18 protein-coding genes are annotated in these 16,281 nt (G+C 61.2%); 7 read left to right on the top strand and 11 right to left on the bottom strand.

The window, feature by feature from the left end; genetic code table 11:
• Nucleotides 1–33: 33 nt before the first annotated feature.
• On the bottom strand, nucleotides 34–498 hold the full coding sequence (locus FBY12_RS10020; RefSeq protein ID WP_092272142.1) for a glycine zipper 2TM domain-containing protein: 465 nt from the start codon (nucleotides 496–498) through the stop codon (nucleotides 34–36).
• A gap of 167 nt (nucleotides 499–665) precedes the next feature.
• Between FBY12_RS10020 and FBY12_RS10015 the strand changes: the two genes are divergently transcribed.
• A complete protein-coding gene (locus FBY12_RS10015; protein WP_121731031.1) occupies nucleotides 666–902 on the top strand; it encodes a hypothetical protein in 237 nt (78 codons plus the stop codon).
• Nucleotides 903–907: 5 nt separating this feature from the next.
• Here FBY12_RS10015 and pdxH read toward each other — a convergent pair whose 3' ends face one another.
• From pdxH to dinG, 5 genes are all read right to left on the bottom strand, one after another.
• Nucleotides 908–1,555 (bottom strand): pyridoxamine 5'-phosphate oxidase, encoded by a 648-nt coding sequence (pdxH, locus tag FBY12_RS10010; protein WP_109521706.1) that lies wholly within the window; start codon nucleotides 1,553–1,555, stop codon nucleotides 908–910.
• A gap of 23 nt (nucleotides 1,556–1,578) precedes the next feature.
• Complete coding sequence (locus FBY12_RS10005) at nucleotides 1,579–2,739, bottom strand: OmpA family protein (protein WP_145252761.1); 1,161 nt, start codon at nucleotides 2,737–2,739, stop codon at nucleotides 1,579–1,581.
• Between the two features lie 116 nt (nucleotides 2,740–2,855).
• Nucleotides 2,856–4,001 carry a serine hydrolase domain-containing protein gene (locus FBY12_RS10000; RefSeq protein WP_145252760.1) on the bottom strand — a complete coding sequence of 382 codons (1,146 nt, stop codon included), beginning with the start codon at nucleotides 3,999–4,001 and terminating at the stop codon, nucleotides 2,856–2,858.
• 222 nt (nucleotides 4,002–4,223) lie between these two features.
• A complete protein-coding gene (locus tag FBY12_RS09995; protein ID WP_145252759.1) occupies nucleotides 4,224–6,725 on the bottom strand; it encodes a beta-galactosidase in 2,502 nt (833 codons plus the stop codon).
• A gap of 95 nt (nucleotides 6,726–6,820) precedes the next feature.
• Nucleotides 6,821–8,965, bottom strand: coding sequence for an ATP-dependent DNA helicase DinG (gene dinG, locus FBY12_RS09990; RefSeq protein WP_121731036.1), 2,145 nt, complete (start codon nucleotides 8,963–8,965; stop codon nucleotides 6,821–6,823).
• A gap of 99 nt (nucleotides 8,966–9,064) precedes the next feature.
• On the opposite strand from dinG, the gene FBY12_RS09985 reads away from it, so the two are divergent.
• Nucleotides 9,065–9,529 carry a CopD family protein gene (locus FBY12_RS09985; RefSeq protein WP_121731037.1) on the top strand — a complete coding sequence of 155 codons (465 nt, stop codon included), beginning with the start codon at nucleotides 9,065–9,067 and terminating at the stop codon, nucleotides 9,527–9,529.
• 76 nt (nucleotides 9,530–9,605) lie between these two features.
• Here the strand turns inward: FBY12_RS09985 and FBY12_RS09980 are convergent, their stop codons facing one another.
• From FBY12_RS09980 to FBY12_RS09965, 4 genes are all read right to left on the bottom strand, one after another.
• Nucleotides 9,606–10,364 carry a collagen-like protein gene (locus FBY12_RS09980; protein ID WP_121731038.1) on the bottom strand — a complete coding sequence of 253 codons (759 nt, stop codon included), beginning with the start codon at nucleotides 10,362–10,364 and terminating at the stop codon, nucleotides 9,606–9,608.
• Nucleotides 10,357–10,635, bottom strand: a complete 279-nt coding sequence (locus tag FBY12_RS09975) for a DUF1145 domain-containing protein (protein ID WP_145252758.1) — start codon at nucleotides 10,633–10,635, stop codon at nucleotides 10,357–10,359. The genes FBY12_RS09980 and FBY12_RS09975 overlap by 8 nt, the downstream gene beginning before the upstream one ends.
• 162 nt (nucleotides 10,636–10,797) lie before the next feature.
• Nucleotides 10,798–11,523, bottom strand: coding sequence for an OmpA family protein (locus FBY12_RS09970; protein ID WP_121731039.1), 726 nt, complete (start codon nucleotides 11,521–11,523; stop codon nucleotides 10,798–10,800).
• Nucleotides 11,524–11,615: 92 nt separating this feature from the next.
• A complete protein-coding gene (locus FBY12_RS09965) occupies nucleotides 11,616–12,311 on the bottom strand; it encodes an OmpA family protein (protein ID WP_145252757.1) in 696 nt (231 codons plus the stop codon).
• 189 nt (nucleotides 12,312–12,500) lie between these two features.
• Between FBY12_RS09965 and FBY12_RS09960 the strand changes: the two genes are divergently transcribed.
• The 4 genes from FBY12_RS09960 to FBY12_RS09945 all read left to right on the top strand — a co-directional run bounded on the left by FBY12_RS09960 (nucleotide 12,501) and on the right by FBY12_RS09945 (nucleotide 14,348).
• Nucleotides 12,501–12,998, top strand: coding sequence for a DUF6231 family protein (locus FBY12_RS09960; protein ID WP_092272180.1), 498 nt, complete (start codon nucleotides 12,501–12,503; stop codon nucleotides 12,996–12,998).
• Between the two features lie 4 nt (nucleotides 12,999–13,002).
• A complete protein-coding gene (locus FBY12_RS09955) occupies nucleotides 13,003–13,479 on the top strand; it encodes a YchJ family protein (RefSeq protein WP_109503600.1) in 477 nt (158 codons plus the stop codon).
• Between the two features lie 162 nt (nucleotides 13,480–13,641).
• Nucleotides 13,642–14,127: an LEA type 2 family protein gene (locus FBY12_RS09950; protein ID WP_145252756.1), complete on the top strand. Its 486-nt coding sequence runs from the start codon at nucleotides 13,642–13,644 to the stop codon at nucleotides 14,125–14,127.
• Nucleotides 14,128–14,132: 5 nt separating this feature from the next.
• Complete coding sequence (locus FBY12_RS09945; protein WP_101207616.1) at nucleotides 14,133–14,348, top strand: SEC-C metal-binding domain-containing protein; 216 nt, start codon at nucleotides 14,133–14,135, stop codon at nucleotides 14,346–14,348.
• Between the two features lie 467 nt (nucleotides 14,349–14,815).
• Here the strand turns inward: FBY12_RS09945 and FBY12_RS09935 are convergent, their stop codons facing one another.
• On the bottom strand, nucleotides 14,816–15,364 hold the full coding sequence (locus FBY12_RS09935) for a cysteine hydrolase family protein (RefSeq protein WP_145253290.1): 549 nt from the start codon (nucleotides 15,362–15,364) through the stop codon (nucleotides 14,816–14,818).
• Nucleotides 15,365–15,509: 145 nt separating this feature from the next.
• Between FBY12_RS09935 and FBY12_RS09930 the strand changes: the two genes are divergently transcribed.
• Nucleotides 15,510–16,154, top strand: coding sequence for a glutathione binding-like protein (locus FBY12_RS09930; protein WP_145252754.1), 645 nt, complete (start codon nucleotides 15,510–15,512; stop codon nucleotides 16,152–16,154).
• Nucleotides 16,155–16,281 lie beyond the last annotated feature (127 nt).

Below are 16,281 nucleotides of genomic sequence, written 5' to 3'. Positions count from 1 at the left end.
CCTGATCGGGGTTTTTCCTTACCCTACGCTCGCTTAGTGCGAAACGCGGCTCGTGCCATCAACTGTCGAGATCCGCACGCGCTCGCCGACGCGGAACACCTCGTTCTCCTGCACTTGCTGCACATAGGCGCGCATGCTGCCGTCGTCTTCACGGACGGTGATTTCGACGCCTTGGGCGCGGGTCAGGCCTTCTTCGGTGGCCGAACCGATCAGGCCGCCGGCAACGGCGCCGATGACTGCCGCGACGATACTGCCGCGACCGCCGCCGATGGCGCTGCCGCCGACACCGCCGACCGCTGCACCGGCGATGCCGCCGATCGGGGTCTTGGTGCCTTCGATTTTCACCGGACGCAGGGATTCGATGGTGCCCATGCGAATCGTCTGCACACGACGCGCTTCGTCACGGGAATAGGAGTCACCGGTCAGGCTGGACTGGCAGCCGGTGAGCAACATCACCATCGTGGAAAAGGAAGCAACCAGCAGGACAGACTTACGCATAGCATCAACTCCAAAGGACAGGTATTCATTAAACTCCGCAGCTTGACGCCTGTCACGGCATCGCCCGGATAAAATTGGTTTCATTCAGGCCCGGTACAGGCGCCTCTGAACTCACCACACAGTAGCGTCAAATCCACCAGACTGCGCCGTTGACCCAAGGATTTTTCATGGACTACTTCATCATTGTCGTCACGACTGCGGCCGGTTTGTACTTCCACTGGTGGCTGTACGTCCGTATCAAACGCTGGATGGACCGCGACTTGGCGTTAGCTCTAGCCGGAAAAGACGAGGACAAAAAAGCCTTCATGCTTCAGCAACTGGCAAACGCGCAAGCGCAAAAGATCAAGCGTCGGGACTTGCCGCAATGGCTGGAGGCCGCTGCTGCAAGCTATCCCGGTCGGTAGACTGCTCAGGGTGCCAGACGTTCAAGAATCCAGTTGGCGTCCTGCAGGCGATAGTTGAGGCGATCGTGCAGGCGGCTCGAACGGCCTTGCCAGAACTCGATGCGCTCGGGGAGCAAACGGTAACCGCCCCAGTGTTCCGGGCAGTGCGGCTGAGTGTCAGTGAAGCGCTGCTCGGTAATCTTCAGTAACTCTTCAAGCTCGCCACGATCAGCGATCACCCGGCTCTGCGGGGATGCCCAGGCGCCGAGGCGACTGCCCAGCGGCCGGACCTGAAAGTAAGCGTCAGACTCTTCGGGCGACACCTTGACCACCCGCCCTTCGATGCGCACCTGACGCTCCAGGGTCGGCCAGAAAAACGTCATGGCGGCGAACGGATTCACCGCCAGATGCTGGCCCTTGGCGCTGTCATAGTTGGTGAAGAAGGTAAAACCCTGAGCGTCCAGGCCCTTGAGCAGCAGAATGCGGCAATGCGGCCGGCCGTCGAGATCGACGGTGGCCAGGGTCATCGCGTTGGCCTCGACCGGCACCTGCTCGGTTTTCACCGCATCGGCGAACCACTGATGGAACAGCGCGAACGGCTCGGCCGGGGCTTGCGCCTCGGTCAGCCCGTCTCGGGTGTAGTCGCGACGCATATCAGCCAGGGCCTGGGTCATGGCGCTTTCCTTGTGGTTAACGATCAGTTCTTCGCAGCATCCGCAGCGGCGACTTTCTTGTCAGTGGAGGCTTTGGACGGTGCGGCTTTTTTCGCTGGAGTTGTGGCTTTGGCCGGGGCTTTTTTCGCCGGAGCCTTGGCAGCAGTTTTCGTTGGCGCCTTGGCGGCAGCTTTTTTCACCGGGGCTTTTTTCGCGGCAGGGGCAGCGGCTTTCTTCGCGACTGGCGCCGGCGTGACTGGCTTGACCACCGGTTTCGCTTCTTGCTTGGCCACCATCGTGACGGGCGCCGGCGCTGGCATGTTGTACTTGCTGAGCAGCGCGACCATGGTGTTTTGCGGAGTCACCAGCAATTCGACACGACGGTTCAACGCACGACCTTCAACGCTGTCGTTGGCCGCACGCGGCGCTTCGCCACCCATGCCGCGCAACATCAGGCGATCACGCTGCAGACCGCTGAGACGGAAGATTGCCGCTACCGATTGGGCGCGTTCCTGGCTCAGCTTGACGTTGGCCGGTGCGGCGCCCGAAGTGTCGCTGTGGCCGAGAACCAAAACTGCGGTTTTCGGATCGAGTTCGAGAATCTTTGCGACGCGGCTGAATGGGCCGAGGGTCACCGGCAGCAGCATGGCCGGGCGATCCGGGTTGAACGAGCCTTCAACCGGCGCAGTAACTACCAAGACGTTTTCACGGCGTTCGAGTTGCAGGTTGCTGTCCTTGATCGCGGCGCGCAGGCGCGGTTCGTAATCGTCGAGCCAGGCCTGGGTGACTTTCGGATCCGGCATCGGCACGGCTTTGGCAGTAGGCTGCTGTTTGCCGCCGAACGGCCACCACCATTTGCCACCCGCCTCGGCGTCAGCCTTGGCGACAGCGTCCTGTTTGGCTTCGGTTTTGGCTTCCGGCTTGGCCGCAGCAGTATCGGCGCCATCATCGGAACCAAACGGCCAGTACCAACGGCTGCTGCTCTCAGCTTTGACCACCGGTGCGGTGATCGCTTGTTTGATTGGATCAGGTTTCGCCGCCAGGGCTGGCGCCGGGGCCGCCGCAGCAGGTTCATTGGCGGCGACTTTGTCGGAGGAACCGAATTGCCACCAGTGGCTGCCGCCCTCGGCGTCATTTTGTGGAGTTTGTGCGCAACCGGTGATCGCGAAGCACAGCGCCAAAGCTAGGGTTTTATTGGATGACATTGGATATCCACAAAATGAAGTAATAAAAAATCAAAAGGCCACATCGACCACATAAACAGACGCTTTGAATCGAAAAAGGTAACGAGGTTCCCGGCGCAGACGCGTTCAGCGGCGTTTTACAGACAAGTGGCAAGTACCTTTGCCAGCTTCTGCGCGCGAGGATCCATCAAAACATACGGTCCCAGGGTATTTGTCACAAAACCGAAAGCCACATCGTGCTCCGGGTCAGCAAAACCGATTGAACCGCCAGCGCCGGGATGGCCAAACGCCCGTGGGCCGAGACCATACGTGGCGTTCGGCACATCCGGCTGATCGAGCATGCAACCCAGACCGAATCGGGTCCGGGTCAACAGAGTCTTGTCTTCGCCGAGGCTGTGTTCGCGGGTCAGCTCGTCGAGCATTTCGCCTTCCAGCAGGCTGCCGTCGAGCAGCCCGGCGTAAAAACCCGCGAGGCTGCGCGCGTTGCCGTGGCCATTGGCGGCAGGCTGCTGCATGCGTCGCCATTCCGGTTTGTTGGTGCTGGTCATGATCGACGGCGGATTGGTGAAGGCTCGGGTGGACATCGCGGTCGGCTCGCGCATCGTCACTTGCAGCAGGCGCTGGGCCGCAGCGTCGCCGCTGTTGCCCTTGCCACGGGCGATGTGCGCGACGCGGTGAAACTCTTCGTCAGCCAGACCGACATGGAAGTCCAGGCCCAACGGCTTGGCGACCCGCGCGACGATCGATTCGCCCGGCCCACGCCCGTCGGCACGGCGCAACAACTCGCCGACCAGCCAGCCGTAGGTGATCGCGGCGTAACCGTGGCCCTGACCCGGCGTCCACCACGGTGCTTCGGCGGCAAGCGCGTCGGTCATGGTGTGCCAGTCATACAAGGCTTCGGGGGCGAGCAATTCGCGCAGGGCTGGCAGACCGGCCTGGTGGCAGAGCAAGTGGCGCAGGGTGACGGATTCTTTGCCGGCGGCGGCAAATTCGGGCCAGTAACGAGCAACCGGGGCGTCCAATTGCAGCTTGCCCTCGGCGACCAATTGCAACGCGGTGACGGCGGTGAAGGTCTTGGTGCAGGAAAACAGATTGGCGATGGTGTCGCTGTGCCAGGCTTCGGCGCCATCCTTGTCGGCGGTACCGGCCCAAAGATCGATGACGGTTTCACCGCCGACCTGAATGCACAACGCCGCGCCACGTTCCTGGGGATCGTCGAACAATGCCGCGAAAGCTTCGCGCACCGTTTCGAACTTAAGCTCGTAATGACCTTGAATCTGCACCCACAACTCCCCGCCTAAACGCTCACAAAGTGGTTCGCATTGTTCCAGCCCTGAAGGGTTTTGGGAACAGGTGCGGGCTGGGCGGTCGGTTAACGGAGGGATTGTTCGGGAATAGTGAGTTAAATCAGAACGCCTTCGCGGGCAAGCCTCGCTCCTACAGGTTTTGCGCAGAACCTATAGGAGCGAGGCTTGCCCGCGAAGAAGGCCACTCGGTCTCAGGTATTAATGCCCGTTCGCAGAATGTCCGCCGGTGTGCCCTTCGCCCTTGCCCGGGCCTTTGCCGGCGTCGCCCTGACGGCCGCCCTCGCCTTCGTGGCTGGCCTTGTCCGCTTCAGCTCGAGCCTTTTCGGCCTCTTTGCCGAGTTGCTCAACCGTCAGCAGATTGCTTTTGCGCACGCTGTCGACAAAGCCCTGAAACGGCAGATCGGTGATGCCGACCAGGCCAAAGTGGCCGTTTTCGCCATCCAGCAAACGCCCGCTGACGGGCTGATCCAGATACTGGAACCAATGCACGCCGACAATCGACGGTTCGCTGATCGCCTGCTTGAGGAAGTTGGCGTAAGCCGGGCCGCGATCTTCTTCCTTGGCCAGTTGCGTCACGCCGCCCCAGAACGGGCCGCGATCCGCCGAGCCGAAGTTGAATTCGGTGATCAGCACCGGTTTGTCGAGGCTGCGCAACGCCGCGAAGTCGTAACCGTCCTGCGGCTGCAAGGTGTACATGTTGAAACTCAGCACATCGCAATACTGCGCGCAGGACTGCACCGCTTCCGGGGTGCTGATGGCGAAACGGCCGCCGAGCAGCAACTGGTTCGGCGCGTGCCATTTCAGCGAGTCGGAAATGGTCTTGAAATAAGTGTCGGCGAAGACTTTCTGGAAGTATTTGAAATCAGCTTCGATCTCCGGATGTTCGGCGCTTGGCAGCGGCGGCACGAAACCCGGATCTTCCATCAATTCCCACGCCGGCAGCTCAATGCCCCAGGCTTTCGACAAACCGGCCTGATTGCGATATTTATCGCGCAATTGCTTGAGGAACGCGCGTTTGGCTGGCACATCAGTAGTCATTTTCAGCGTGCCGTAAGCCAAGGCGTAACGGGCTTTCGGATCATTGCCGGGACCGGCCCAAGCCAGTTCGTTATCGGCGAAATAGCCGATCAACCATGGGTCGTCACGATGATCGCGCGCCGCAATGGCCACTGCACGCTCGGTGGCCATGGCAAAACGCGGGTCAAACGGATCGGGCATGCCGCCCCACCAGTCGGTGCCGGTGCTGATGCTCGCGTAATCACCGACGATGGACAGCGGCAAGGTGTACGGCACGCGATCGGCGTTGGCCAGCACCGGCGCGCTCCAGTTGCCGACGGTGTTGAAACCCCAGGCTTGCAAGCGATCCAGCGTGTGACTGGCCCAGCGCTGTTCGTCGACCACGGCTTTGCACGGTTCAGCGGGAGCTTGCTCGACTTTGGCCGCTTCGACCGCGTGGCTCTGCGCCGCTTCGGCGATTCCGGCCTCTGCGGTGGCAGGCTTGACCGCTGGCTCGGCGGATTTTTCAGCGGTTGCCGCGACGGCGTCAGCCTTGGCGGCTTCAGCGACGCCAGCCTTGGTTTCGCTGGCGACGGCGCACGGTTGGCCGTACAAGCGTTGCAGGTTGGCGCCATAAAAGTCGAACCAGCGGCCAGTGTTGAAGGCGCGGCCCTGATCGGCGCCGTTGCCGCCACGGTTGTCGCCGTCGCCGTAATGAATGGCCAGCGGCTCGGCGGCTTGCGGCAGTGCTTCAAACATCCACTCGCGACCGGCGACGTAGGTTCGAGCGACGTCCGGCGCGACGGTGTTCACCCCGATCGAATAGAACGGATGCCCTTCCGGCGTCACCAGATACCAACGGCCGTCGCGCTTTTCAGTGCGGAAGAAGCCGCTGGACTTGAACACCGGGCCTTTGTTCAAACCACCGAATTTATCCAGCGGCGACTTTGCACGCTCGGCCAGCCAGGTTTTCAGTTGTTGCTGTTCTTTGCCGGCGGCGGCTTTCAGTTGTTCGTCGTTGCTGACTTTCTCGGGCCATTTCGCGCGGGTCGATTGCCCGTACGCGTCAACCACACCGCCGTAAGCGGCTTTGGTCACCGCTTCGCCGTCCTGCACGCCGAAGCGTTCGAGCAGGATGCTTTGCGCGACTTTCGGCTGATCCATCGACAAACTCACCGACACCACTTGACTGCGATCCAGTTCACCAGTGCTGCTGGCCAGCAACACGCGCTGACCGTCAAACGTGATCGGCATCGGCGGGCCGGCCTTCATGCCCTGACTCAGCGGCGTGCTGGCCACCAATGGCACCAGCAACGTTTGCACCGGGCCGGGCGGCAGATCGACGCGGCTGATCAGCGTCTTGCCGTCGTTGCTCTGGATTTTTACGTAGAGGGTCACGGCCCAGCTCATCGCGCTCTGGATCCGCAGGCTCATGACGCCCGATTGCGACCAGTCCCACGCGCCGCTTTGCGGGCTCAGGCGCAAGGTCGGTTGCGCAGTCGGGTTAAACGTCACCCGGCGCAGCACTTCGCCTTCGGCCGTTTGTTCGGCGTTGGATTGCGGCAGGCTGGCGTCCTGCGTCGCCACCTGGACCACATCGGCGGGGCGCACAAAGTTGAACAGCGTCTGCTGGCCAGCGGGGGCGGCCAACAACGGCGTTGCGAACAACAGGGCAAATACAGCAGGCAACGAACGACGAATCATGAGAACGAAATTCTCCCTGACGACCAACAATGGCCAGTGGAAAAGCGGTGATTGAGGGATAGACAACACGGTAGGCCAAAAGGCCCACGCGTGTATCAGGAAATTTCACGACGGAACGGCGGCAATGCGTTGAGGATCGCTTTGCCGTAACGCTGGGTCACCAGACGCCGATCAAGCAAGGTGATCGTGCCGCGATCCTCTTCGGTTCGCAGCAAACGACCACAGGCCTGAACCAGTTTCAGCGAAGCATCCGGCACCGAGATTTCCATGAACGGATTGCCGCCGCGTGCTTCGATCCACTCGGCCAGTGCCGCTTCCACCGGATCATCGGGCACCGAGAACGGAATCTTCGCGATCACCACGTGCTCGCAATATGCGCCCGGCAAATCGACGCCTTCGGCAAAACTCGCAAGGCCGAACAGCACGCTGGAATCCCCGCCATCGACCCGCGCCTTGTGCTTGTTCAGGGTTTCCTGTTTCGACAGGTTGCCTTGAATGAACACTTGCTTGCGCCAGTCGCGGTCGAGGCCGTCGAACACGTCCTGCATCTGTTTGCGTGAGGAAAACAGCACCAACGTGCCGCGCGAACCTTCGACCAGTTCCGGCAAATCACGAATGATCGCCGCGGTATGCGCCGGCGCATCACGCGGATCGGCTTTCAGGTCCGGCACCCGCAAGACGCCAGCATCGGCGTGATGGAACGGGCTCGGCACCACGGCGGTCACGGCTTTTTTCGGCAGGCCGGCGCGCATGCGGAAGCGGTCGAACGTGCCGAGCGCCGTCAGCGTCGCCGAAGTCACCAGCGCGCCGTAAGCGACGTTCCACAGATTGCGCCGGAGCATTTCGGCGGCGAGGATCGGGCTGGCGTTGACCTCGATGTCGAACAGCGAACCGCTTTCGGCCAGGGTCAGCCAACGGGCCATTGGCGGACTGTCTTCCGGGTCTTCGGCGGTGAACGCGGTCCACAATTCCCAGTTGCCGGATGAACGCGACAACAGGCTGCCGAACAGCGGATACCATTCTTCGGCCTGGTTGCTGGCGATGCCGATGTTGACCTCGCCGTCCATGCCTTCCTTGAGCAGTTCGGTGAGGCGGGTGAACAGGTCGGTCAGGCGCGCGAAGGCTTTTTTCAGCTCGATGCCCATCTCGCGCATGTGCTCGGGGATCACCCCGGCGACGAAACGGTGCCGCGGTCGTTCGCGCCCTTCGACGTCTTCGCCGGGTTTGAAATCGGCGACCTGCTCGCACGCGGTGAACATGAATTGCTGCTGGGTCTTGATCTCACGCGCCAGCTCCGGCACCTGCTCGATCAACTTGCCGAGGTCGCCCGGCAGCGGATGCTGGGCGAGCAATTTGGTCAGGTTCTTGGCCGTGGTTTCCAGCCAGTCGGCGGTGGAACGCAGGCGCGTGTAATGGGCGAAATGACCGATTGCCTTGTCCGGCAAGTGGTGGCCTTCGTCGAACACGTAAATGGTATCGCGCGGGTCCGGCAACACCGCACCGCCGCCGAGGGCGAGGTCGGCGAGCACCATGTCGTGGTTGGTGACAATCACGTCAACCTTGCCCATGCCTTCGCGCGCCTTGTAGAAGGCGCACTGGCCGAAGTTCGGACAATGGCGGTTGGTGCACTGGCTGTGATCGGTTGTCAGGCGCGCCCAATCGGCGTCTTCGAGGGCGGTGGACCAACTGTCGCGGTCGCCGTCCCACTTATTGCCGGCCAGCTTCTCGATCATGCTGGTGAAGAGTTTCTGACTGGCCTCATCGACCTCGATCTTGAAGCCATCTTCTTCGAACAGTTGCGCAGTGGCGGTTTGCGCGTGACCTTCCTGCAGCAGCATGTCGAGCTTGGACAGGCACATATAGCGCCCGCGACCCTTGGCCAACGCGAAGCTGAAATTCAGCCCGCTGTTGCGCATCAGGTCGGGCAGGTCCTTGTAGACGATCTGCTCTTGCAGGGCGACGGTGGCCGTGGCGATCACCAGGCGCTTGCCCGCCGCTTTCGCCGTGGGAATCGCCGCCAGGCTGTAAGCCACGGTTTTACCGGTGCCGGTGCCGGCTTCCACCGCGACAATCGCGGGGTCGCCACTGCGCCGGCCTTCGTCGTCGGTGTCGATGTCACCGAGGACTTTGGCGATTTCGGCGATCATCAGGCGTTGGCCATAACGCGGCTTGAGGCTCTTGGCTTCAAGAAAACGCGAGTAGGCGCCCTGGATCGTGGTTTTGAGTTCGGTGCTGATCATGGATTGTCGGGCGCAAAAAACGCTGGATAAATTTTCAGTGGTTTCGGATGGCGGCTATCATACCGCGCTAATTAATCCCGCGCAGAACGGAGTACCTCAATGACCGCTTTTAGCCTCGTTTATACCCTGCATGTACTGTCCGCCCTGGTGTGGGTCGGCGGCATGTTTTTCGCCTGGATGGTCCTGCGCCCGGCGGCGATGAAGGCCCTGGAGGGCCCCGGCCGGTTGAAGCTGTGGGTAGAAGTGTTTCAAGGTTTTTTCCGCTGGGTCTGGGTCGCGGTAGTGGTTTTGCCGATCAGCGGCGTGGGCATGATTCATTTGCAATACGCCGGTTTTGAAACCGCGCCGCGTTACGTGCAAGTGATGATGGGTTTGTACGTGGTGATGACGGCGCTGTTTATCCGCATTCAGGCATTGTTGCTGCCGGAGTTGCGCACTGCGGTAGACGCGCAGGATTGGCCGACGGGTGCAGCGGCGCTGGGGAAAATTCGCCGATTGGTGGGGATCAATCTGATTGTCGGGTTGCTGCTGGTGGCGATAGCTTCGGCTCGGCCGATGTTTTAGAAGCTTCGCGGGCAAGCCTCGCTCCTACAGGATTGATCGTTCCCACTGCGTGGGAACAATCGGTTACTCGGCAGTTTTATAACCGCTGAATCGTCACCGCGCCCGCCGCGCCGGCAGGTCCCGGTTGGCCGTCGAGGCCCGGACGTCCGCTCTTGCCGCCGTCCGCCTCATACACCAGGCAGCCCTTGGCTTTGCCGCCCTTGCCCGGTTTGCCGCCCGGCCCGGCCAAACCGCCGGCACCGCCCGCAACCTGAACCTTGATCTGCTCCAGCGGATAACTGCGCGGCACTTCCAGACGCACCAACGCGCCAGCCGCGCCCGGTTGGCCATCGCTGCCATCGCTGCCGTTGAATCCGCGACCGGCTTGGCCCCACGTGCAACCCGGGTCCTCACCGTAAGCGCCATCCAGCCCGACAAAACCCGGCGCGCCCGCTCCGCCGCGTGCGTCGACGCTCAACATCGGTGCATCCAGTGCCTTGATCTGCAGATTCAGATTACGTCCCGAACGAGCGGCTTTCTGATACGTCCCCGGCGCCCCGCGCGAGGTGATCGAGCTGCCTTCGGACAATTCGGCGCGGCTGACTTTCAGCTCCAGCGCCTGTTCGCCCGGAACGATGGCAATTCGCGCGTCACGCCCGAGGTGCAATTCGCCGACCGTCACTTCCGTGACGTTGGACGGAATCAGCAACGTGCCGTAATCGGCAACGTCCAGGCGTTCGAGCTGCAACGTGCTGGTGTTATTCGGCAAGCGCATCAGGGAATTGCTTTCAACGCTCACGACCTGGGCACAGGCCAACGGGCTGATGAACGCGGCAAGCAGACAAAGTTTACGCATGGGTAGCCCCTTGTACGGCCGGGGCCGGAATGGTTTGCAAATGGAAAACGCCAAAAGACAGGATCTTCAAACGATCACGCCACGGATGGGCGCGACCTCTGAGGCTGCGAAAACACAGCAGCGCCTCAAGAAAATGGATAACCGCCAACAGAGCGCCGGCCACATTGACCAGCAGGTGCAGCGGATTGATAAACGGCATCAGCAAGTTGACCAGCACCACCAACCAGAACAGCAGGGTCAACAGCTTCCCCAGCCCCCAGAACACCTTCATACGCTCCCCCGTTGAGAATTATTCTTTGGGCGCACAGTAACGGCTTCCACGCGGGATGCGCCAGTGGGCAACGGAAAATTCATCCAGAAGGCCGCCGGTTTCACCGTTTTACCGGCCCGGCGGCTCTAGATCGAGGCTTTTGATCGACGCCCGCGTTAGGCATCAGCGATTGATGTGCAACTCGACGCGACGGTTCTGCGCCCGCCCTTCCTCCGTTTCATTGTCGGCAACCGGCTGACTTTCACCCTTGCCTTCGCTGGTGAGTTTGTTTGGCGCCAGGCCCTGGCTCAGTAGATAAGCGGCGACGCTGCTCGCGCGGCGCTCCGACAATGCCTGGTTGTAGGCGTCCGAACCGGTGCTGTCGGTATGGCCGATGACTTTGATGCTGACCACATCGGCGTTCTGCAACTTGGCCATCAGCGCATCAAGCTCGCTGCGAGCGGCAGGCGTGAGGTCGGATTTGTCGAAGTCAAACAGCACGTTGCCGGCATCGCTCAGCGTGATGACTTCTGTCGCCGGCGGCGCTGGCTCGACCGGTTTGACGCTGACCGGGTACACCGGCCGCGGGCAGCCGCGATGATCGACAACGGTGTTTTCAGGGGTGTCGGGGCAACGATCACGCCGGTCGAACACGCCGTCGCTGTCTTCGTCGCCGTCCTGCGCATAGCAGATCAAACCACCCGTAACGATCCCGAGCGCTGCTCCGCCGCCCGCCCATGCGCTACTTTGCAGAGCACCGAGGCCGCCGCCGACCAGGCCGCCGATGACGCTGCAGATCGGCCAGGTACGTTGATTGAGCGGGGCAGTGCCATCGCTGTGAGTGGCGCAACCGGTCAACAAGCTGCCAAGCAGCAGAACCGGCAAGACGGTGCGTATGAGAACGCTCATTTGTGAATGCTCCTGTGTTACCGGCCCATACCGGTTACACAGGAGTAAAGACCCGCAACCGCGACTGCACAAGCCGCGGCGCGGAAGGGGCTTTAACGCTCGATTTTGATTTCGGTGCGGCGGTTCTGCGCGCGGCCATCAGCCGTCTTGTTATCAGCCACTGGCTGGCTCTCGCCGAGGCCGGTCACGGAAACAAAACTGCTGCGCGGCACGCCGCCCTGGATCAGGTATTCCACCACCGAATGCGCACGTTTATCCGAGAGCTTCTGGTTATAGGCATCGCTGCCGACGCTGTCAGTGTGGCCGCTGACGGTCAGGCGCGCGGTCGCCGCTTCCTGTTTCAGGCGCGTCGCGACTTTGTCGAGGACCAGTTTGTCGGACGGGGTCAGCGTGGCTTTGTCGAACTGGAAGTGCACGTCGCGGATGACAATGGTTTCTTCCTTGACGACCACTACTTCCTCTACCACTGGCGCCGGCGCTGGTGGTGGGCAGCCGTCAGCATCCACCTGAACCCCGCGCGGTGTGCCCGGGCACTTGTCGCGGCTGTCCGGCACGCCATCACCGTCCTCGTCGCCGTCACCGTGAACCCAGCAATACGCCGCCGCCATGCCGCCGACAAACAGCGCACCGCCGCCGGCCCATGCGGTGCTTTCGGTCGCACCCAGCCCTGCACCGACGACACCACCGACCGCCGCACAGGTCGGCCAGTCGGTTTTCTGCAAACCTGCGCAACCAGTCAACACACTGGTTAGCAGCACCAAGGGTAATGCTGTCCGAACTATGCTCATCTAGTTTTCTCCTGAGGGATCGGCTTGAAACCGATTCAGGGAGTAAAGACCGCAGTTTTAATCTCCGCCAGCAATAGGCCATCGCTGTTTTAGCCCGTGTTCACGGGACATCGGCACTTTTGCCGGACAATGGCTCTAGGCCCGGAGGTTGCGGCAGGCTAGTCTTGGCGCTCTGATTGAGGATCTTCGATGATTGCAGGTATTTCTTCGCGCACGCCGCAGCAGGCCTTGGCCGCTTTGCTTGACCTTTACGCACCGGCGCGGCTGTTGCTGATTGGCGCCAGCGAATTCCCCGCCGTGGCGGCGTTCAAGCTCGCGCACCCGGACAGTTGCGTCGCCCACGCGGCGCCCGGGCCGTTGCCGCCAGAGCTGGCGGCGCGGCGTTTTGATCTGGCGCTGGTGGTTGATTGTCTGGAACATCTGCCCAAGCGCGATGGCCTGAATCTGCTCGGCGGGATTCGCAACCTCAACGCCAGCCGCATCGCGGTACTGGCCGACCTGCCAGCCAGCCAATGGCAGGAAACCGACTTTTTCTCCCTGGCGCTGCAGGCCAGCGAACGTTTCCAGCGCGACGATCAGGTGCTGACGCTGTTCACCTATGATCTGCTTGACTATAAACAGGTGCCCGACTGGCTCAACGCGCGGTTCTGGGCCAATCCGGAAAACTTCGGGAAATACTGGTGGTAACGCAATGAGTACATCCATTTGCCCTTGCGGCAGCGGCACCCTGCTCGACGCCTGCTGCGGCCATTACCATGCCGGCCACCCGGCCCCGTGCGCCGAGGCCTTGATGCGTTCGCGCTACAGCGCCTATGTGCTGGGGCTGGTCGATTATCTGGTGGCGACCACCCTGCCCGCGCAACAGGCCGGGCTGGATCGGCAGTCGATGAGCGACTGGAGCGCGCAAAGCACTTGGCTGGGGCTTGAGGTGGAAAGTTCGGAAGTGCTGGGCGGGCAACCGGAACACGCTTTCGTCACTTTCACCGCGCGCTGGCACGATGGCAGCGGCGAACACAGTCACCGTGAGCGTTCATCGTTTGTGCAGAACGACCGGCGCTGGTACTTCATCGACCCGACCGTGGCGCTCAAGGCTGGGCGCAATGACGCTTGCCCGTGCGCGAGCGGGCAGAAATTCAAGAAGTGTTGTGCCGGTTATTTCGGCAATTGAGATGATGGTCACCCTGTAGCAGCTGCCGAAGGCTGCGTTCGACTGCGCAGCAGTCGTGAGATCAGGCGCCGCGGTGTGCCGGTTAGACCGAGTTGCCAGGATGGCGACTGCTTCGCAGCCGAACGCAGGCTTCGCCAGCTGCTACAAGTGAGAACCACCACCATGATCCGTCAACGCCACGCCTTACATCTGCTCACCTTGTTCATTCTTCTGAGCCTGGGCGGTTGCGCCTCCTGGTTCAGCAGTGACGAGCCCGAGCCGCAGGTGCATCTGGTCAAGGTCGAGGTGGTGCGCGCGAAGCTGCTGGAGCAGAAATTCCTCCTGCACTTTCGCATCGACAATCCCAACAATGACGACTTGACCGTGCGCGGTCTGGAATACCGCATTCATCTGGGCGACATGCTGCTGACCGAGGGCGAGCATGAGCACTGGTTCAACGTCGGGCCCAAGCGCAGCGCTTATTTCAAAGTGCCGATCCGCACCAACCTGTGGCCGAAGGTGCGCGACCTGGTGAAAATGCTGAAAAGTCCCAAGCAGCCCATTCCCTATCGTCTGGAAGGTGAACTGGAAACCGGTTTATTCATCGCGCACTACGTGCACCTGGCGCGGAATGGCGTGATAATCCCCGCCGATTTAATTCCGGAGTAAACCCGATGACCCAGCAACCCCACGTCCATGGCCCAGACTGCAATCACGACCATGACGCTCATGCCCACGATCACCACGATCACGACCATGGCCACGTTCACGGCCCGAACTGCGGCCACGCCCATCAGGAACCAGTGCGCAACGCCCTGAAAGATGTCGGTCGCAACGACCCTTGCCCTTGCGGCAACGGCAAGAAATTCAAGAAGTGCCACGGCGCTTGATGCTTCGGGCGGACACCTGCTTCGCCCGCTGAACCGCCATCGCGAGCAGGCTCACTCCCACAGTTTTACCGGTGCCAGACACGACTTTTGTGTCCGCCGCAAATCCCTGTGGGAGCGAGCTTGCTCGCGATGGCGGCGTGTCATTCAACATTTTTGCCGGATGTGAAATCGCTTTCGCGGGCAAGCCTTGCTCCTACATTTGAAATTGGGTGATACCCCTTTTTGCGGTCACCCTGCGTCCCCTGTGGGAGCGAGGCTTGCCCGCGATGGCGGCGTGTCATTCAACATTTTTGCCGGATGTGAAATCGCTTTCGCGGGCAAGCCTTGCTCCTACATTTGAAACGGGGTGACATCCCTTTTTGCGGTCACCCTGCGTCCCCGGTGGGAGCGAGGCTTGCCCGCGATGGCGGCGTGTCATTCAACATTTTTGCCGGATGTGAAATCGCTTTCGCGGGCAAGCCTTGCTCCTACAGGATTTGTTCGCTGTTGATGACCGTCGCGTACTCGCCATGCAGATTGCCCAGCGACATCGCATGCACCTCCTCGGCGGAATGCGGGTTGCCGAAAAAATCAGCTTTGTCGAAGGTAAAACACGCATCCTCGACCACCCACGCTTCAAACCCCAGATTCCCCGCCGTGCGCGCTGTCGATTCCACGGAATTATTGGTCGCCACCCCAACGATCACCAATTGCTCAATCCCCACCTCACGCAACTGCGCCTCCAGCCCCGTCGCACAAAACGCGTCCGGCACTTGCTTCTGGATCAGTCGCTCCCCCGTCATCGGCTGAAACCGATCCTGGAACTCGACGCCCGATTGCTGCGGCCAGAACACCGAATCCGCTGAGCGCGACAAATGCTGCACGTGAATCACCGGCCGCGCGGTGCGGCGCCAATACCCCAGCAATTCAACGATGCGCTCTTCAGCCTGCGGATTGTTTCGACGTCCCAAGCGGGGATGCAGGATGCCTTTCTGTTGATCGATGATGATCAGCGCCGCGTTGGTCTTGAGCTCCATGCTGACTTTTCTCACGTCGGGTCATTGAATTTCCCGCACTTCAGCATCACCTCTTCCTACAGGCAAGCTCTGCGGTGCAATCAGGACGACCTAATGCGAGCGCTGGCTGTCCGTACTTAACGACGTCTATTTTCTGGAGTACTCCATGATCGACCTGTATTACTGGACCACCCCGAACGGCCACAAAATCTCGATTTTCCTCGAAGAGGCCGGCCTCAAGTACGACGTGCACCCGATCAACATCAGCCAGAACGACCAGTTCAAGCCTGTCTTCCTGAAGATCTCGCCGAACAACAAAATCCCGGCAATCGTCGATCACGAGCCGGCCGACGGCGGTGAGCCGCTGTCGTTGTTCGAGTCCGGCGCGATCCTGCTGTACCTCGCCGAGAAGACCGGCAAGTTCCTGCCCAAAGACCTGCGCGGACGCCAACAGGCGCTGCAATGGTTGTTCTGGCAGATGGGCGGTCTGGGGCCGATGGCCGGGCAGAATCACCATTTCAGCCAGTTCGCCCCGGAGAAAATCCCCTACGCGATCAAGCGCTACATCGACGAAACCGCGCGCCTCTACGGCGTGCTCGACAAGCAACTGGCGGATAACGAATTCGTCGCCGGCAGCGAATACAGCATTGCCGACATGGCGATCTACCCGTGGATCGTCTCGCACAAATGGCAGAGCCAGAAACTCGAGGACTTCCCCAATGTGCTGCGCTGGTTCACCCACATCCAGAATCGCCCGGCGACGGTGAAGGCTTATGCACTGGCGGCGAAGGTCAACCCACCTAAGTCTTGAGATCAAAGCGATCCTTGTGGCGAGGGGGATCAGGGTCTGCGGATCGGCGGTTTATCGGACAAATCCGCAAATAACCCTGCGCCCCGCTTGCGCGGCTACCTCCTGCTCACTAACGTAGCGGCTTTAT

The organism is Pseudomonas sp. SJZ131 (assembly GCF_007828705.1).
GTDB classification, from domain to species: Bacteria; Pseudomonadota; Gammaproteobacteria; order Pseudomonadales; family Pseudomonadaceae; genus Aquipseudomonas; species Aquipseudomonas prosekii.
This window is presented reverse-complemented; position numbering and strand designations above follow the sequence as displayed.